The sequence below is a fragment of the Psychrobacter immobilis genome, assembly GCF_904846185.1.
Lineage (GTDB): Bacteria > Pseudomonadota > Gammaproteobacteria > Pseudomonadales > Moraxellaceae > Psychrobacter > Psychrobacter immobilis_B.
Window position 1 is genome coordinate 73,229 of sequence record NZ_CAJGZQ010000016.1, and the last position, 16,293, is coordinate 89,521.

Below are 16,293 nucleotides of genomic sequence, written 5' to 3' on the forward strand. Positions count from 1 at the left end.
TAGTGTAGATTGTTGTAGGTTAACTGATATCTAATGTCGATCTCAAATTCGGAACTGAGTCTTTAACTTGATTCAAATCTAGTACTCATCTAGCTACTCAGCAAACATATATACTCTTATACGCTGACCTATTTTATTATGCCACTACAATCTTTCTATTCACTATTTTTGACTTGATAGCGTACTGGGCGATTGAGCTTCTTCACAACTCCATCATCAACAGCGCGTTTAAGCCATTCAGTTAACTGAGACTTATGAAGTTTAGTACTTTCAATCAGCTCGTCGACAGTCAGTGGATTCTCAGCCAAACGTTGAAGCTCAAAGCTAAACAGTTGATAAAAATCGATAGGTTCCAATTGTGTAGTGTTACTTTCGGCGGCCTCTTCTGAACCAGATCCAATATCTGCTTGTAGCTCGATAACGGTTCTATCAGATTCTACTCCGTTAACGTCTTTCTCCGACTCTGATTTTGGCGCAGGTTTAAAGTCTGCTTCGGCAAATAACTCAGGCTGTGCATATTTGGAAAATAGATCACCTATAGGTTCGCTTACCTTATTCACAAGGTTTTCTTTACTGCTCACTAAATCTGTAATTGTGAAAGCTTGAATATCCGCTTTTAACCAGTTGCCACCTTTGGCAACCAAATCGGCATTAGCTGCATCCTTGTCTGTGGTTTGTTTAATCCATAACGGCACCCAAGATTTTTTCAGGTTTTCTTGTGCGCCGCTGAGTGTGCCACCTTTTTTGCCAGAATGAATTACCAAAGAGCTATCGGCTAGACAATAAATGTATTTGTTACGAGCCATGGCGTTACCGACATTGAACCCAGCTTCAGGGTAGAAAGGCGATATCAATACAACATGGCCATCCATCAGACCCTGTCGCCACTTACTACTGGTTGCAGCTCTTAACAGGCGATCAGCCATTACGCCTACGACCATACCCCCTTGTCGCATAGCCCCAATCATCACTGTCTCATCGACACCACGTGCACCACCAGAGATAATGGCGATATTTTCTGATGCTGCTTTAGCACCTATCTGGTCTGTAAAGGCGAGGTCTGGATCACTAGCATTGCGCGAGCCGATCACTGCTAAGCCACCTGAATTTAATAAGTCTTTATTTCCGCAGCCAAACAATACAGGAGGGCAGTCTGTTTTCAATCGCTGTTTTAATCGCTTCGGATATTCCGCGTCAGAACGTGTTACCACCCAAAGACCTGCACGTTGCCATTTCTCCATAGCCAGTGCAAGGCTATGACCACGCTTCAACAATTCAATGATACGCTCCGCACTGATACGCGTATCATGCCAACCTTGCAGCAAGGCTTGAGGATCGCCAACCAATAGGTCAGCTGGTGTAATAGACTTTTCTTTTAACCACAAGGCAAAGCGACCCCATTCTGCATTACTTAGTGGCTTAGCACTTTCGTTACTGGATTTTGAAAAATAGCTCGTTAGTAGCAAGGTTGCTTGGGCTGTAGGAGATAATAAGTTAGATGCATTCATGAGTCTTTCACCGAAGATGAAGCAAGCGCAATAGGGTAGACCGAACCGCTACCTGCTTGCTGCAAAAGTGCCGCAATTACTGTGAGTGTCCAACCGGAGTCTACAATATCATCTACTAATAAAACCGGTTGTCCCTCATAAGGCTGAGTCACAGCAAATACACCATCCAGATTGCGACATTGGTGGAAGCGATTTTGCTGACCTTTTTGTGGTTGATTATCTTTAATTTTACTCACGGCATCTACAAATGGTAAACCTAATCGATCAGCCAAACGTTGTGCAAAACCCGGTACCAACTCAGAATGATGGCGTGACGGCACACAACACACCCACTGAGGCGCTGGATTGGGCTGCCAACGTTGTTGAATCATTTCTGCCATAGCTTCAACTAATTCATCACTAAATCGACCTGCATGCTTATTGTTGGCAACCATCTTCCCCCAACCTGCATCACCCCAACGGGACAAAACACGGCCTTCTTGTGCGCGAAGTTTCTGGGGTAGATTGCCGCGAAAGCCATAATCCAAAAACGCATTGGCTGCAACTTGTGCTTTTGGGGTAATCACCATTTCTGCGTGCTTAAGGAAAGTACCTGCACGATGTGCCAAAGTAGGATCAACCGAAATATTGATAACAGGTTGACCTAAGCAAGACGAACATTTACCGCACGGCGTAGGATCTAGATCGTCTAGCGCACGGCGTAAAAATGTCATTTTACAGTTAGTATTATCCAGATATTTCTTCACTTCTTGCCATTCCTGTACACGTTGTCCTGTTAAGTGAGTGATTCGGGCATGGTCCATTTTATAGGGCACTGGTGTCCTAACCCAACGGCTGCCATCTTTGATTACTGGCGCCGGACTTTCCACACTCAGTAGCTTCAGTACTTTTTCAATCTGGCCATGACGCAGATTAGTTTGCTCTTCCATACTGCGAATCGACAAGCTATCGCTGTTTTCCAATACCTGTAAGATCTCATTCACTTGCACTTCTGAAGGAAAAGCCGATTCTCGGAAGAACTCATGAATATTATGATCTTCCATACCCGACATCAACATACCCACAGCATGATCAATACCACGACCAGCACGACCCACCTGTTGGTAATAGGCAACGATAGAGCCTGGCGCCTGATAATGAATCACAAAGCTTAAATCAGGCTTGTCGTAACCCATACCCAGCGCCGTGGTGGCTACTAACACCTTTAACTGGTTATTGAGAAGCAGATTTTCTAGATGCTGACGATAGGTATTACTGTCTTCAAAGCTATCATGTGTAACACTGCCGTGGTATGCCTTGGCATCTATATCATTAGCAACCAGCCACTCGGCTACTTGCTCAGCATCCCTTACTGTTAAGGTATAAACGATACCTGTACCCGGTAACGTAGGTATCACCTGTGCTAACCAAGCTAATCGTGAAGCCTGATCGGGCAATATCATGGTTTGTAGAGCGAGACTTTCACGAGTTAGTGGGCCACGATGAATATTGATATCACCCAGCTGGGTTTGTATGTCTTCGATTACACGGTTGTTAGCTGTCGCTGTAGTACCCAGTACTGGCGTGTTGGAGGGTAACTGGCGCAAGATATTTGTAATACGGCGATAATCTGGGCGAAAGTCATGACCCCAATCAGAAATGCAGTGCGCTTCATCAATCACCATCAGAGCAATGCGGTCGGCAATGGGCTGTAATACCGTTTCGATAAAGCTGTCGTTAGCTAGGCGCTCAGGAGAAATCAACAAACAGTCTATTTCATTATTAAGAATGCGCTGAGTCACCGAATGCCATTCATCGATATTCGTAGAATTCATAGTCTCCGCTACTATACCCAAACGCTGGGCCGATTCGATCTGGTTGCGCATCAGGGCGAGTAGGGGCGAGATAATAATCGTTGGCCCCATACCTCGGTCACGAAAGATTTTGGTACTGATAAAGTAAACCGAGCTTTTACCCCAACCGGTACGCTGCACGACTAGAAGTTTCTGTCGAAGATTGACCAAAGCATCAATGGCTTCCCACTGTCCATCACGGAACTCTGCTGTCGGGTTTGCCAAGGCAGTTTGCAATAGTTGTTGGGCTTGGATCCGGTTCATTATCACTCCTTGATTCACACGTTGAGTTCGCCGCTCATAAGTTTGGGTAGTAGTAGGTCACGAGCTTGAGCGAGCTTTTTGTTATATTCTTTTAACTTGTATACCTGTTTGAATATGTTTCCTACTTACGCCTTAGACCCCAATACCTTCTAGACTACCTAATAAAAGATATGAATTAAGAATTTAACTACAAACTTTGTATGTTGAGTATTTGGCTACGTTTTTAGTAATGAAGCTCTAGTCAGTTAGGCTTTCAAAAATATTAAAATATAGGTTTCTGAACCAAAAATACCTTGTAACGTTTCTGGATTGGCTTGCTCAATCGCCCATATAGCACCTTGCAGTGCTGGCCAATGTTAACTGTAGTTTCACGAACGTCTTGCCAGCGCGCCGCTTCTGGAATTTAGAAATGGTGATTTTCTGCAAAGGCGGCGTACTCTATATCGCAATCTGATTCAGCTAAAGCCTTTTCAAACTCTTCATCGGACATACGCTTAAAGAATAGTGATGGGAAGATATACTACTTGTAGTCGCCTGTATTGATGGTGCCGCGCAGAGTAGTAGCGGCGTCCCAGTTGTATTTTTCTAATTCTTGTTGGGTCATCATATTGATGCTTACTCGATAAGTAAAGTGGTTTCAAACGCTTTATAAATACTCTCAATCAAATGGGCTAAAGGAATAATGTCATTATGGTGAACATCTAATTGTGATAATCTATCGAAGGGTATTCTTACGTTAATATAATAACCGAAAGAAATATTGAACAAGGTTCTATTTGAATTTAAAACCTTATCTTGCCACTGACACTTGCTTTTCCAATCGAAGCTTATGTGCTCATCTAACAAAGCTTCGGTCTCTTTCCAAGCCTCCCTTCTGACTCTACCCGTGTATTTATGAAAATTACGTTTGGTATAGAGGTTTTTTTTAAAATCATCTTCGTCTAGCCAAAGACCAGTGATGTATGATTGCCCCATTAATTTGATATGGTAGTTTTTCTCTATAGCGTAATATTCACCATCAATATTTAATTGAGGGTTAAATTGGGGTTCATTGCGAAAGATATGATAACCTTGACCTTTGGTATTACCAGGGTATATCTCTACTACAAGATCGCCTGTTTTTTTATCTACATTAAATAACACTTCGTTAGCCCACCCCTTCGTAAATGTGGTGCCTAATCGGTCTCTATAAGCGAGCTTTTCTATTGCTTCGTTATTATCACAAAACTTTATAATTGCTGATTCAATTCTTCTAAAAATAGATTTAGCGTTAACGTTTTTTAGAGACCCGATCGGTGTCTCGGGTAACCAGCTAAAGTTATGTTCTTTGACTAGTTGGATAAAATCGGTGAGGAATCGGTTTGTATTACCTGTCGTCTTTTCAAAACTAGCGACTTTGACGGCTATCGCCATTAATTTTTTCCAATTCAAATCAAACGGCGTAATTACTTCTTGGTTATTTTCGAAAGGCTTATTCTGCTTATTGAAAATATTGAGTATTTGGTTATAGAGTTGAGAAGTGCAGTCGATATTATCTCTTTTAGCTTCTACAACAATGAGTATATTATTTATAGTAATTACTAAATCGCAAATTGGATCATACTCAGAATCGTGATTTTGTTGCCAAAAATTAGACATAGCACTTTCGCTCAACGAAACGGCGAAGACCTTGTCAAACTCTTCAATTAGACTCGTCCTCTTTTGGATCTCTATTTGTACATCTGTATCGCCATCAAGATCTTCAAATAACCTGTTGTACAAACCTGAGTCATCGATGATTGTTTTTAGTACTTCATGGAAAAACAGTGCGTCTTCTTGTAGGCATATTGCTAAAGCTCTCGTTAAGTCATTTTCTAGTTGATAGCTTCTGTTTTTCTTAGTGTATGTTTTAAAAATATTTAAGTGCTTATTCATCATATAAACCTAGTTAGTATAGTTTTAAACTTATCTTCAGCTTCAAGGCTGGCTTGCCACGCTTGTTTTAAATCAGCCATAGCTTCTTCAAACCCCAATATCACACATACCACCTGAGTATTTCGTAAAACCTTAAAAGCGCTGCTAAGTCATTTTTGATTTGACTTAGCAGTACTTTTTTTTGCTAGGTTATGCTAAACATACAGTTCTTTATTCTATTGAGGCTAATACTAGCACACCCCAAAAAATGATGATATTAACACCTAAGCAGTAGAGTTCGCCCAATTTTTATATACTGACGAAAGTTGGTATATGATTTGTTCTATATAATATACATTCATAGTCCTTGTAAAATAACCCGCCTAACAATTAATTATAATTATTGAAACGAACAATTGAATTTATAGTCAATCCAAAATAAAATTGGTACAACCCATATCATGAAACAGTTTAGGTAAATTATTCTCCATCCACCCTTGGCGTAGAAACTTAGCCTGTGCCCATTTTTTTTCAATAGGGTTTAAATCAGGGCTGTAAGGCGGTAGAAATAACAAGCGATGACCATGCCTGTTGAGTAATCTCTGAACGCGTTTATGAAAGCTGGCGTTATCCATGACGATTACGCATTTTATTTTAAGACTTGGTATTAGCGTGTTTTTGCACCAGTTGTAGAATATGTCGCCATTGATATTCTTTTCGAAGTAATCAAGTGCAAATAACGCTTTTTCATATAAGGCACCGATAACATTGGTGCGTTTTTTACCTTGCCAGTTATAGCTATCGATGCAAGGGGTACCAATAGGTGCATAGCCATGAGAGCGGATGGTCTCAGCCTCGAAGCCACTCTCTCCATGTATACAATTGCATAGCCTTGAGCGATGTAGTCGCCCAGTTTACTTAGATATTTAGCTCTCTTTAATGGGCAAGCTTTTGGATGCTCTAAGGTCTTTTTTTTGACTAATGCCAAGACGTTTTAAAGCGGCCTCGATGCCCGACTTACTACAGCCAAAACGCTGTGCTCTCTCGTACATGTAATCGTCTGGATGCTGTTCAACATCTTTTAATAAAGCTTCGTTAGGTATTTTACTGGGTGGTTTATTGCGAGTGAGTTTAATACTAGGGTCTTTGAGCCAATTCTGTAGCGTGGCCTTACTAATGTCATAAAATGCACAAGCTTGTCTGATACTCATATCTTGTTGTTCGACACTTTTAATCACTTGAGCACGGAAGTCTGCTGAATAAGTCATAATCTTTTTACTTTTCGCTTGTTTTAAAACTACTGTACCACTTTTATAAAGGCTCTACTATAGAGTACTACATAACCTAGAAAATAAATTATTAAGTAGTTCATTATACTTACGTAATAGCCACAAGTAATGAGCGAATTAATATGACAGCTGCTTTGAGTAATGAGTATGACCCTTCTATTGGAGCATTAGCACAAGCTTGTGCAATCACTTTCCAAGGTAATGCCAGTAATAATCTGCAGCAAGATGCTTTTTTCTTTTTGGATAATTGGTATCAAGAAGACTTAGGCGTGATGGCAGTGACATCAGTCGAGCTTCCGTTTTGTTTAGCAGTCTCTGACGGTGTTGCCAGCTCTAATTATTCACAGTACTGCTCAAAGGCGGTGGTAAAAGCGATTGGTTGGCTGTGGGACAATAAGAAAAAGCTAACCTCAGAGGGTATTCAACATCTGATTGATAAAACCAAGCATTCATCCAAACGTCATGGTGCAGCAGCAACCCTCGCGATGATTGTTGGAGAGCTAAATAGTGACAGAGGGGTAAAAGCAACGATAACGCATGTGGGTGACAGTCGTGTTTATTGGCTGCCCAAAGGCGCGGCACAATGGCAATGCCTGACTCGAGATCATAATCTGCTAAATGAACTCATCGACCAGAAGGCACAGGAACAAGGTCGCTACGCAGAGTTTTCTGACTATAACGGAGAAGGAATGGCGGGAAGCTTATATAGCATTACTGAATGCTTTGCCTTGACCAGTGATAGCAGTTACCTAAGTAGTGAAGCGCCAGAAAGCATCTCTCGAACGATGGATATTGATGGTGGCGACTGTTTCTTAGTTTGTACGGATGGCATTCATGATTTAGTGTCAAGTCATGAATGGCAAGCTGTCAGTGCGGAGACTGATTTACAGGAATGGCTAATAACTCTTAAAAATCAGGTCTATGATTCAGATGGCAATGCCTATGATAATGGCACAGCCATTTTGCTTCGTTTTGATTGAACCATTGTTTTAGTAATGAAGCTATAAACTTATCATTGAACGATCTAACTGAGCAACCCATATGCCCACACACCCAATTGCTAATTATAAAAAATCAGAACGCCTATTTGCTTTATATCAATGTTTGCCTCGGAATAAACCTGATGCTATGTCATTAACAGAGCTTATGGTTGGTTATGGTGATGAACCGGATAATTTCGCTAATGAACGTAAAAACTTAGAGAATGATCTGATTGGCTTAAATCAAATATTTAACGATATTTTTTATAGTGACGCCTTGGTGAGAGTACCAGCGTGGGGTGAAAATATCAGCGGACAAACAGCACGGTTTTTTATTGAGCCGAGCTTTAGCATCGATATTATCAATGAGCACACGGTGTTCTTTTGGGAGATGCTTGATAAGTATACCGCAAACTATTTACCAACCTCTTTTAAGCAAAGTATTGCAGATAAACTTACCCAGTTAGGCCGGCAGAATAAAGATGGTTTCAATCAAAGTAAGCTAGGTCAATGGCAAGATTATCTCATTACCTTACCGAGCATAGTACAGGCACCGACGCTTAAAAATGATGTGATTGCAAGCATTCACCAAGCTCTGTTAAATAGACTGCAACTTAAAATAAGCTATCAAAATAAATGGCATGGCAGTTCTGCTGAAAGAGTCATCTATCCTAAAGGGCTTATCTTTATTGACAATATGATCTACCTCACAGGCTTTAATCCTACTGATGATCATATCGATGATGACGTACTGTTAAAAGCGCATCGTAATTTTGCAGTCAATCGTATCAGTGAGGCAGGAGTAATAGATAAGGTGATACCTGATTGGGTAGGGCGAGATATTTTTTCATTAGATAACTTGAATAAATTAGGTAAGTTAGAACCGACTGATAGTGTCCAGATAAAACTGGTTTTAAGGGTACAGAAATATGCCTGTCAACATCTTTATGAGCGTCCATTATCACAAGATCAGCAGATTACTATGATTGATGATACTTGGAATCGAGTCAGCGCTACTGTGGCTAATACTAAGCGTCTGCAAGATTGGTTGGCGAGTATGTCGCAGCTGGCAGTGGTGGTAGAACCAAATGAGCTTAAAACAGTGATTCTTGAGCGTTTAAAGAGTGGACTGGAGCTTTATGAGCATTAGTAAAATACTATGTACTAAATAGCTATTAATAAATTATAAGGAAGCGTAATTGTGAGCGAAGTCCAAACTTTAATAAATGAAGTCAGCCAAAAAGTCCAAGCTTTAGAAACGGCGCAAGCACTTTATAGTCGCCAGCTTTCACCAGATTTTAATACTTTTGACTATATCAATACCGATGAATTAGGACTTAGTCGTATCTTAGCGGCTTTGCTTGATCCAAAAGGTAGTCATGCTCAGCAAGAAACCTTTTTAAGATTATTTATTGAGCATTGCCTACCTGATATGTACAAAGCTCCAGAATGGCAGGTTTTTCTTGATAGTATTGATAAAACAAAGGTTTTTGTTGAGCAAGTTACATCAAGAAATAATAGCCTACGCCGTATGGATATTTATCTACAATGTCAGGTGGGTGATAACAGTTACGGTGTTTGTATTGAAAACAAACCTTATGCGGCAGACCAGTTTGAGCAGTTAAAGGATTATGCTGAAGAGCTTGAAAAAAGAAGACACAAGGCTTGGCACCTTGTTTATCTTAATGAAGCTAATGAGGGTCCGAGCGAATACAGTATTGATACGAGTAAATTAGAAGCGTTGAAAAAGGAGAATCAATATAGCCATCTTCGTTTTAGCGACCTCATTCCTTGGCTCAAAGCGTGCCAAGCAGAATGCCAAAATCATAGTGTCAGTGAGTTTATTGCACAATTAATTAAATTTATTCAAAAGCAATTTATGGGAATAAAAGATATGAATGAAGACAATGCAGTATTAGAAATAATGAAGCAGAGTGAAAGTAATTTAGATGCTAGTCTAAAAATTTATAAAAACGTACAGAAAATGAGAATAGAGCTGATACAAAAACTTAAAACAGGTTTGATATTAAAGTGTCAGGACAGGGAGTATACGTTAGATTTTGACAATATTGGCAAGGGCAAAAATTGTGAGTACTTTGGTTTTAGAATGAAAGATGATCCTATAGGGTTCATTAGCTTAGAGTTCGCAACAGACTTTAACAATCCGGTATTAGGTATTAGGTTTTATACTGAAGAAGATACTAAAGACCCTGATAACCAACCTTATGCAATTGAAGTCAAGCGTGTGTTTAACGATTATTTTACCAATAATAATATTGTATCTAATAAATGGTGGCCTGCGTATTACGAGTTTCAACCTTTTGACTGGAAAAGTGCAGGTAACCCGTGGTATCAAATTGAAACTGGGGCAATGGCAAGTAAAGTTTTAGAAGAAGTTGATGTTATTTACTGCATGTTAAAAGCAGGAAGTTCATTTCATATTAAGGATAAATAATATGAATAACGCTTCTAATATAAAGCCCTGGCTGACAGAGCTTTGGGCATGGGCTGATAAGTTTAAGATTCCTGAGGAAGTGTTGCCACGTGATCACGCTGCTTTATTGGCGTTAACAGACCTGAGTATTGATTGTAATCAATTAACTAATTTACCTGAAGGTATCGGTTATTTATACAACTTAACCAGTCTCACGCTAAACTGCGATACGCTTGAGCGTTTGCCAGAGTCTATAGGTCAATTAAGCCAGTTAGAGAGATTGACGATCACTAGTCATAAAATACAGCAGTTTCCTGATGGTCTTGTTAATCTTAAGAAGCTACGCCTAATAATAGATGTTCCTAATGAGTTAATTGACCAGTTACCGATTGGTGTTATTGAAAGGCATCGAAGGAGAGAATTGGGGATTGTAAATATATCCTCTACAAAATTGTATACACCACAAATGAGTGAATATGAGTTATCTAAATTTGGATTTTTCCTTACTAATGACAATTGGGATGAAAAAGCACTCATTGATCTGAAGTTCAAAGCAGCATCAGTATTTTTACTTGGTTTGCAAACGACTGAAAAAACGATCAAGCAATTTGATGTGGTAGATGGTGTCGTTATTTGCAGACCTGATGAAGTACAACGAGTCATGAATATGTTTGCAACTGTTTTTAACGAATTTGCGGGGATATGCGTTACAGATATTGAAAAGATGCTAAGTTTTGCAAGGCCTGCTAAGTTTATACAAGCTAACGTAATGGGAATGTTTAAATCAGAGCAAGTGCTTAGTCAGATTATTGATCAAATTCCTGAAGAGATAACCCTAAAATCTTTAATGTTTCAAGTTGAAAGTAACCACTATTTTACGTTTGACGAGTTCAAAGTTATATCAGATATCATTGATAATATGGGTGTAGAGGATGAACATATTTTCTATAATGCAGAAGTTGTTGATAAGCCTGAGCACTGCTGGATGGGTATGATATATATGGTTTCGTAGTTGTATTAAGTATAAATATAGCTTGAATAAAACTGTAGGCATCGTTGAAAAACGATTATCACTTAAGAAGCAAAGAATATAGAAGGTGACAGATATGAGTACAGCTTTGTTTAACGATTTTATCCAAGCTCAAAATACTGTTTATCCATCGGTTATTAAAGAGTTAATCGAAGGGCGTAAGCGGACCCATTGGATGTGGTTTATTTTTCCACAGGTGGAAGGCTTGGGGCGCAGTACAATGGCTCGGCGCTTTGCGATAGAGAGTCTAGAACAGGCAAAAGAGTATTTGCAGCACGACGTTCTTGGAGCACGGTTGAGAGAGTGTGCTGAATTATTATTGTTGCATTCCGATAAAAGTGCTTTAGAAATTCTCGGATCAATAGATACGCTGAAATTACACTCTTCGCTTACGTTGTTTACTTTAGCGTCCTCTAATAAAAAATATATTTTTAACGAGCTTTTGGATCAGTATTTTGAAGGCAGTTACGATATAAACTCTATCAGAATGTTAAAGCAGATCAATGATCAGCAAGCTAAGTGAATAAAACTGAACGATACTCTAAAAGACGATGTAATCCTTAGTGAGGATTAAACTTCAATAAACGAATTATGCCAGATGATAAATATCTTAGAGACTGTGCAAGCGCGCTACTGCCGTCAAATCTCGCCAAAGTTTGATACTTTTGACTACCTTCAAACTCCTTAATGATCAGTGAGCATAACCATGAAGTATCAGATTGATGACTCGTATAGAGATGATATACCTAGTGCTGTTCTATATCGACAAACCATGGATCATTACCCAAAGTCTGCTATTGGTTGCTTTATCATCAGTGATGCTTGGGATGAGGAGGCGCTAATAGAGTTAAAAGAGAAGTCAGAGGCTTGGTTTTTAGTAGGCTTGCAAATAGATGATAGTGAATTTAAGCGCTTAGATATTATAGAGGGCGTTATTAGATGTCAGCCTAATGAAGTAGATAATGTCATTAGAATACTCGATGTAAACTCTGCAAGTACCATCATCGGTATAGATGTTGTGGATATCAAAAGTCTGTTTGAGTATGGCAATTCATTCCAGTTCATTCAAGCAAGTGCCCCAGGTGAATCTATATCGAAATCAGTAAAGGCAGCTGCACAGCAGTTAGTTAGTCAACTTATAAAAGCTCGTAATGCTAAGAGACTGTTAGTTACCATAGAGAGTATCGAAAGCCCTTCGCTAGATACTCTTTCCTATATAACAGAAGCCATTAAAAATTCGTTATCTATTAATGATGAGTTCATATATTACAGCTCAAGAATCACTGATGAGCCAGACTGTTTTTGTTTAAAGGCGATATATGCTGAGGACTAGGTAGAGGCTCAAACCTAAGCGTTAGTCTATAACTAAAGCATTACTCTTGATGTTTCCAGTTTTCCTGGTTTAATGTAAGCATCCGACCATCCCCTATTGCGATGGCATCCAGAGATGAGGTAACAACTCATCCAGATCCTCTTGAATAGGCAGGCGTCTTAGCACGTCTGTCAAATAGGCAGACACATCCAAGCCGTTTAAGCGAGCCGACTGGATAATCGACATAATATTCGCAGCACGCTGCCCACTTCGTAGCGAACCGGCAAACAACCAGTTTTTACGCCCAAGCGCCCACGGGCGCATCTGATTTTCCGCCCAATTATTATCAATCGGCAACCTCCCATCATCCAAATAACAAGTCAGCGCTTGCCAACGTTTTAGGCAATAATCAATCGCCTTAGTAATACTGGCATTCTTAGTGGTTAACTGTCTTTTTTCTTGTAACCATTGGTGCAGCTTATCCGCAATCGGTTTGGCTCTATCCTGCCTGATTTTCCGGACTATCTGGGGATCTCTTGGCATTGGGGATGTATTTTTTTCAAATCGCTCATCAATCTCACGTTCAACCGCATACAACTGCCCGAATAACGCTAATGCGTCAATGCTAATAACACTTTGTCCAGTAACGTGCAATTCATGAAACTTACGCCGTGCATGGGCCATACAACCGATTTCGCTCACGCCTTTTTCGCTCACGCCTTGATGAAATAAAAACTTATATCCACTGTAATCATCGCAAATCAGCTTACCGTGCCATTTGTCTAAAAAGGCTTTAAGGTGCTCATTACGACGGCTCTGGGCAAAGTCATACACCACCGCTTTTAATGCACCGTGCTGTGGCGTGAGATACGCCCAAACATAGCCTTTCTTTAATGATTTACTGCCGGCTTTCACAGGGTTTTTCATGATAGACACCGGTGTTTCATCGGCATGTAAGATAGGCTCAGATAGTAACCGCGCATGCAAGCGATTCACTAAAGGTGCCATGGCAACACCACAGCGTCCCACCCAGTCTGCCATGGTGGCATCGGGAATATTTACCCCACTTCGCTTATAGATAATATTCTGCCGATATAGAGGCTGATGGTCTGCATATTTGCTAATAAGGATGTGTGCAAGCAGCTCTGGGGTGGCGATGCTTTTGTTAATAATCTGCTTGGGGGCAGCCGCTTGATGAATGATGTCACACTCACGGCATACCCATTTTGGATAGAGGTGTCGCTCAATATAAAACTGCTTGGGGATGAGTCCAAGTTTGTCCTGTTTATCCTCCCCAATGCGCATCATTTGACAGCCGCAGTCACAAACGGTGGTGAGTGGCTCATGAACCTGGGTTTTCACCTCAAGGTTGTCAGGAATAACCGTGTATTTAGCACGCTTTGTTTTTTTAGGCTGATCAGTGGCTGAGGGTAGCGATCCGTCAGTGATCTGTGTGCTTGGTTCAAGGTCGCTCTCACCGATGAGCATTTCTGTCTGGATAGGATCGATAGCAGGTAGCTTGGCAAGCTGATCTTGGGTTAAGTCGTGGCGGTAGTCATCTCGGATTTGTTCTAGTGCAGATAAATCTTCTTGCGCAGCTTCCTGGTTTAAGTGGGTTTGTTTGGCACTTAAGCCTTCGCTCTTTTGTCCATACAGTTGATGGATGAGCCGCTTTTGTTTTTCGATGAGTTCCAGTACTTTTAGATACAGCTTGTGGTTTTCCTCAAAGGTTTTATTGACGAGCTGCTGTAGTTGATCGTGACGCGTGTTTGTTTGAACAATCTGTTGTTGCAGGTGCTCATTACGCTGTTCAAGCAGGTGGATTTTCACCAGGAGCTCGGCGTAAATGGGGTCTTTCGATAAGTCGGATAGAGTGGCAACAGTCATGGTGCTATGTTGCTAGAGTTTTATTTGCCTGTCATCGGGTATTTATAGGATGGGGGTCAATGTATCTTTGCCCATGTTACGCCAAGGCAATCCACTGATTAAGGCATTAAATTGCTCACGGTTGATGCTGATGCCGGTTTGAGTGGGGGTGAGTGGTTTGGTTAAGCCATGAAACTTGCTGTCGTCTAGCTGACGGCTGCAAAGCCATACGCCAAGCCCATCATGAATGAATACTTTTAGGCGTGTGTCTGCTTTGTTGTAAAACAGGTAGGCACAGTGAGGGCGGATGCCTTGGTGCTGGGTGATGATGTGAGCCAGTAGTTTGCCGCTGCCACATCGCATGTCCATGGGCGCGGTGGATAGCCAGATGTGATTGATGGGTATCATTGTAGGCCTCGTAGTAGGTCAATCAAACTTTGGGTGTCTATTTGGGCAATAGTGAGGCTTATGGACCCAGGTCCTGGGGCTCTGATTTGCAGCTTGATGTTTTGTATGACGGAGGGTGAGGACAGATGAGTTGCTTGAGGTTCAAGGCGGATTGGGATAAAGCAGGGGTTTGGATCAGCAGGACTGTTTATGGCAGCAGGTAATATGCCAGTTTCAGTCTTTTTGCGGTGATGCTGACGTTTCCAGTTATGGAGAAGGTTCTGGTTGATGCCATGGTCTCGAGCGATACTGGCAATTGATCGCCCTGAACCTTCAGCTTCTTGTACTAAAAGTTCTTTAAACTCAGCGCTGTAAGTTCTACGTTTGGGTTTGTTAGGTGGTTGTGTTGTCATGTTAGTGTCCACGATTATTAATCGTGGACACTATCTCGCATTTTTTAAGTGAGGAAAAGATGGGATGGTCGGATGCTTACGGTTTAATGGCATTTGGTTGAGTAAATCTCGTCTAGATCTCCAGTCTGGCATGTGAATGTCGAGCAGAGCTTTAAATCTATCGTTGTGCTGCCGTTCTTTGAAGTGTAGTAATTCATGCAAGATAATATACTCCAAACAAAACAGTGGTTTTTTGGCCAGGTCTAAGTTTGAATAGATTACAAATACTTGATGCTAGTAGTATTACTGGTATTAGGGCGTGTCCCTAATTGGAAAAAGGGGTAATAGTCGCTAAAATAAAGGTTATATTTTAGCGATCGATAGGTATTCATTAAAGATGGCCAGACAAGCATTAACCGATAACCTTTGGGAGCAGCTACAAGCGACTATGGCACAACATGGTTGCTATCAAAAAGAGAATAACCGCGAAGTAATGGAAGCCATTCCTTTGAAACTCCGTACAGGCGCTCCTTGGCGAGACATACCTAAAGAATTATGCCCGTGGAAGACCGCTTACAACCGTTTTAATCGCTGGTCAAAAACGGGTTTGTGGGAGAAATTTTTTTTAGCCTTTGAGCAGAAATTGATACGGAGTGGGTATTCATCGACGGAAGTTATATACGCTGTCACCAACATGCAAGTGGAGCTCGGCTTGGTGAAGATCGAGCAATTGGACAAAGCCGTGGCGGAGTAACTACAAAGATATACCTATCCTGTGATGCCGATGGATATCCGCTCGATTTTAAAATCACTGGGGGTGACGTCCACGACAGTCAAGTTGCAGGTGAATTGATTGACATGATTGGACAAGCTGATTACTTTATCGCTGATAAAGGCTATGACTCAGAAGCCATCAGAGACAATGAGCTATGCTGAAAAAACTGTAGAACTAAATTTGGTAAACTAATGACTCAATGAAGAGTTTGTTATGACCAAGAAAGTAAGAACCTACAGTGACGAATTTAAAGCCGAGGCCGTCAAGAAGATATCAGACAATAATGGCAATATCTCAGCCACTGCAAAGCAGCTTGGCATTGCCATGCAAA

Annotated in this window: 16 protein-coding genes and 1 pseudogene; 8 read left to right on the plus strand and 9 right to left on the minus strand. The window is 40.9% G+C overall.

Annotated elements, in window-relative coordinates; translation table 11 throughout:
• Positions 1-155 precede the first annotated feature (155 nt).
• From JMW94_RS09910 to JMW94_RS09930, 5 genes are all read right to left on the minus strand, one after another.
• Entirely contained in the window at positions 156-1,508 is a 1,353-nt protein-coding gene (locus JMW94_RS09910) for a DNA-processing protein DprA (protein WP_201604281.1), read from the minus strand.
• Positions 1,505-3,604 carry a RecQ family ATP-dependent DNA helicase gene (locus tag JMW94_RS09915; RefSeq protein ID WP_201604282.1) on the minus strand — a complete coding sequence of 700 codons (2,100 nt, stop codon included), beginning with the start codon at positions 3,602-3,604 and terminating at the stop codon, positions 1,505-1,507. Before JMW94_RS09915 ends, JMW94_RS09910 begins: the two co-directional genes overlap by 4 nt.
• A gap of 615 nt (positions 3,605-4,219) precedes the next feature.
• Entirely contained in the window at positions 4,220-5,521 is a 1,302-nt protein-coding gene (locus tag JMW94_RS09920) for a hypothetical protein (RefSeq protein ID WP_201604283.1), read from the minus strand.
• Positions 5,522-5,925: 404 nt separating this feature from the next.
• Positions 5,926-6,375 (minus strand): transposase, encoded by a 450-nt coding sequence (locus JMW94_RS09925; protein ID WP_201604298.1) that lies wholly within the window; start codon positions 6,373-6,375, stop codon positions 5,926-5,928.
• Between the two features lie 48 nt (positions 6,376-6,423).
• On the minus strand, positions 6,424-6,765 hold the full coding sequence (locus tag JMW94_RS09930; RefSeq protein ID WP_201604284.1) for an IS630 transposase-related protein: 342 nt from the start codon (positions 6,763-6,765) through the stop codon (positions 6,424-6,426).
• A gap of 143 nt (positions 6,766-6,908) precedes the next feature.
• Between JMW94_RS09930 and JMW94_RS09935 the strand changes: the two genes are divergently transcribed.
• The 6 genes from JMW94_RS09935 to JMW94_RS09960 all read left to right on the plus strand — a co-directional run bounded on the left by JMW94_RS09935 (position 6,909) and on the right by JMW94_RS09960 (position 12,563).
• Positions 6,909-7,766 (plus strand): PP2C family protein-serine/threonine phosphatase, encoded by an 858-nt coding sequence (locus JMW94_RS09935; RefSeq protein WP_201604285.1) that lies wholly within the window; start codon positions 6,909-6,911, stop codon positions 7,764-7,766.
• Positions 7,767-7,827: 61 nt separating this feature from the next.
• Positions 7,828-8,916 (plus strand): helix-turn-helix transcriptional regulator, encoded by a 1,089-nt coding sequence (locus tag JMW94_RS09940; RefSeq protein WP_201604286.1) that lies wholly within the window; start codon positions 7,828-7,830, stop codon positions 8,914-8,916.
• 51 nt (positions 8,917-8,967) lie between these two features.
• On the plus strand, positions 8,968-10,221 hold the full coding sequence (locus tag JMW94_RS09945) for a PD-(D/E)XK nuclease family protein (protein WP_201604287.1): 1,254 nt from the start codon (positions 8,968-8,970) through the stop codon (positions 10,219-10,221).
• Between the two features lies 1 nt (position 10,222).
• Positions 10,223-11,212 (plus strand): leucine-rich repeat domain-containing protein, encoded by a 990-nt coding sequence (locus JMW94_RS09950; RefSeq protein WP_201604288.1) that lies wholly within the window; start codon positions 10,223-10,225, stop codon positions 11,210-11,212.
• Positions 11,213-11,306: 94 nt separating this feature from the next.
• Positions 11,307-11,753 carry a DUF1810 domain-containing protein gene (locus JMW94_RS09955; protein WP_201604289.1) on the plus strand — a complete coding sequence of 149 codons (447 nt, stop codon included), beginning with the start codon at positions 11,307-11,309 and terminating at the stop codon, positions 11,751-11,753.
• A 183-nt stretch (positions 11,754-11,936) separates the two neighbouring features.
• Positions 11,937-12,563, plus strand: a complete 627-nt coding sequence (locus tag JMW94_RS09960; protein ID WP_201604290.1) for a hypothetical protein — start codon at positions 11,937-11,939, stop codon at positions 12,561-12,563.
• 93 nt (positions 12,564-12,656) lie between these two features.
• Here JMW94_RS09960 and tnpC read toward each other — a convergent pair whose 3' ends face one another.
• The 4 genes from tnpC to JMW94_RS09980 are packed head-to-tail and all read right to left on the minus strand — an operon-like array spanning position 12,657 to position 15,466.
• On the minus strand, positions 12,657-14,429 hold the full coding sequence (gene tnpC, locus JMW94_RS09965; protein ID WP_201604291.1) for an IS66 family transposase: 1,773 nt from the start codon (positions 14,427-14,429) through the stop codon (positions 12,657-12,659).
• 42 nt (positions 14,430-14,471) lie between these two features.
• Positions 14,472-14,816 carry an IS66 family insertion sequence element accessory protein TnpB gene (gene tnpB, locus JMW94_RS09970; RefSeq protein WP_201604292.1) on the minus strand — a complete coding sequence of 115 codons (345 nt, stop codon included), beginning with the start codon at positions 14,814-14,816 and terminating at the stop codon, positions 14,472-14,474.
• Complete coding sequence (locus JMW94_RS15125) at positions 14,813-15,208, minus strand: transposase (RefSeq protein ID WP_201604293.1); 396 nt, start codon at positions 15,206-15,208, stop codon at positions 14,813-14,815. Before JMW94_RS15125 ends, tnpB begins: the two co-directional genes overlap by 4 nt.
• A 30-nt stretch (positions 15,209-15,238) precedes the next feature.
• Entirely contained in the window at positions 15,239-15,466 is a 228-nt protein-coding gene (locus JMW94_RS09980; RefSeq protein ID WP_265088317.1) for a M48 family metallopeptidase, read from the minus strand.
• A gap of 118 nt (positions 15,467-15,584) precedes the next feature.
• Between JMW94_RS09980 and JMW94_RS09985 the strand changes: the two are divergent.
• Positions 15,585-16,117 (plus strand): annotated as a pseudogene (locus tag JMW94_RS09985) (IS5 family transposase); the annotation flags it as partial.
• Between the two features lie 58 nt (positions 16,118-16,175).
• Positions 16,176-16,293 (plus strand): transposase (locus JMW94_RS09990; RefSeq protein WP_201604294.1); only part of this gene is annotated, 118 nt, incomplete at its 3' end.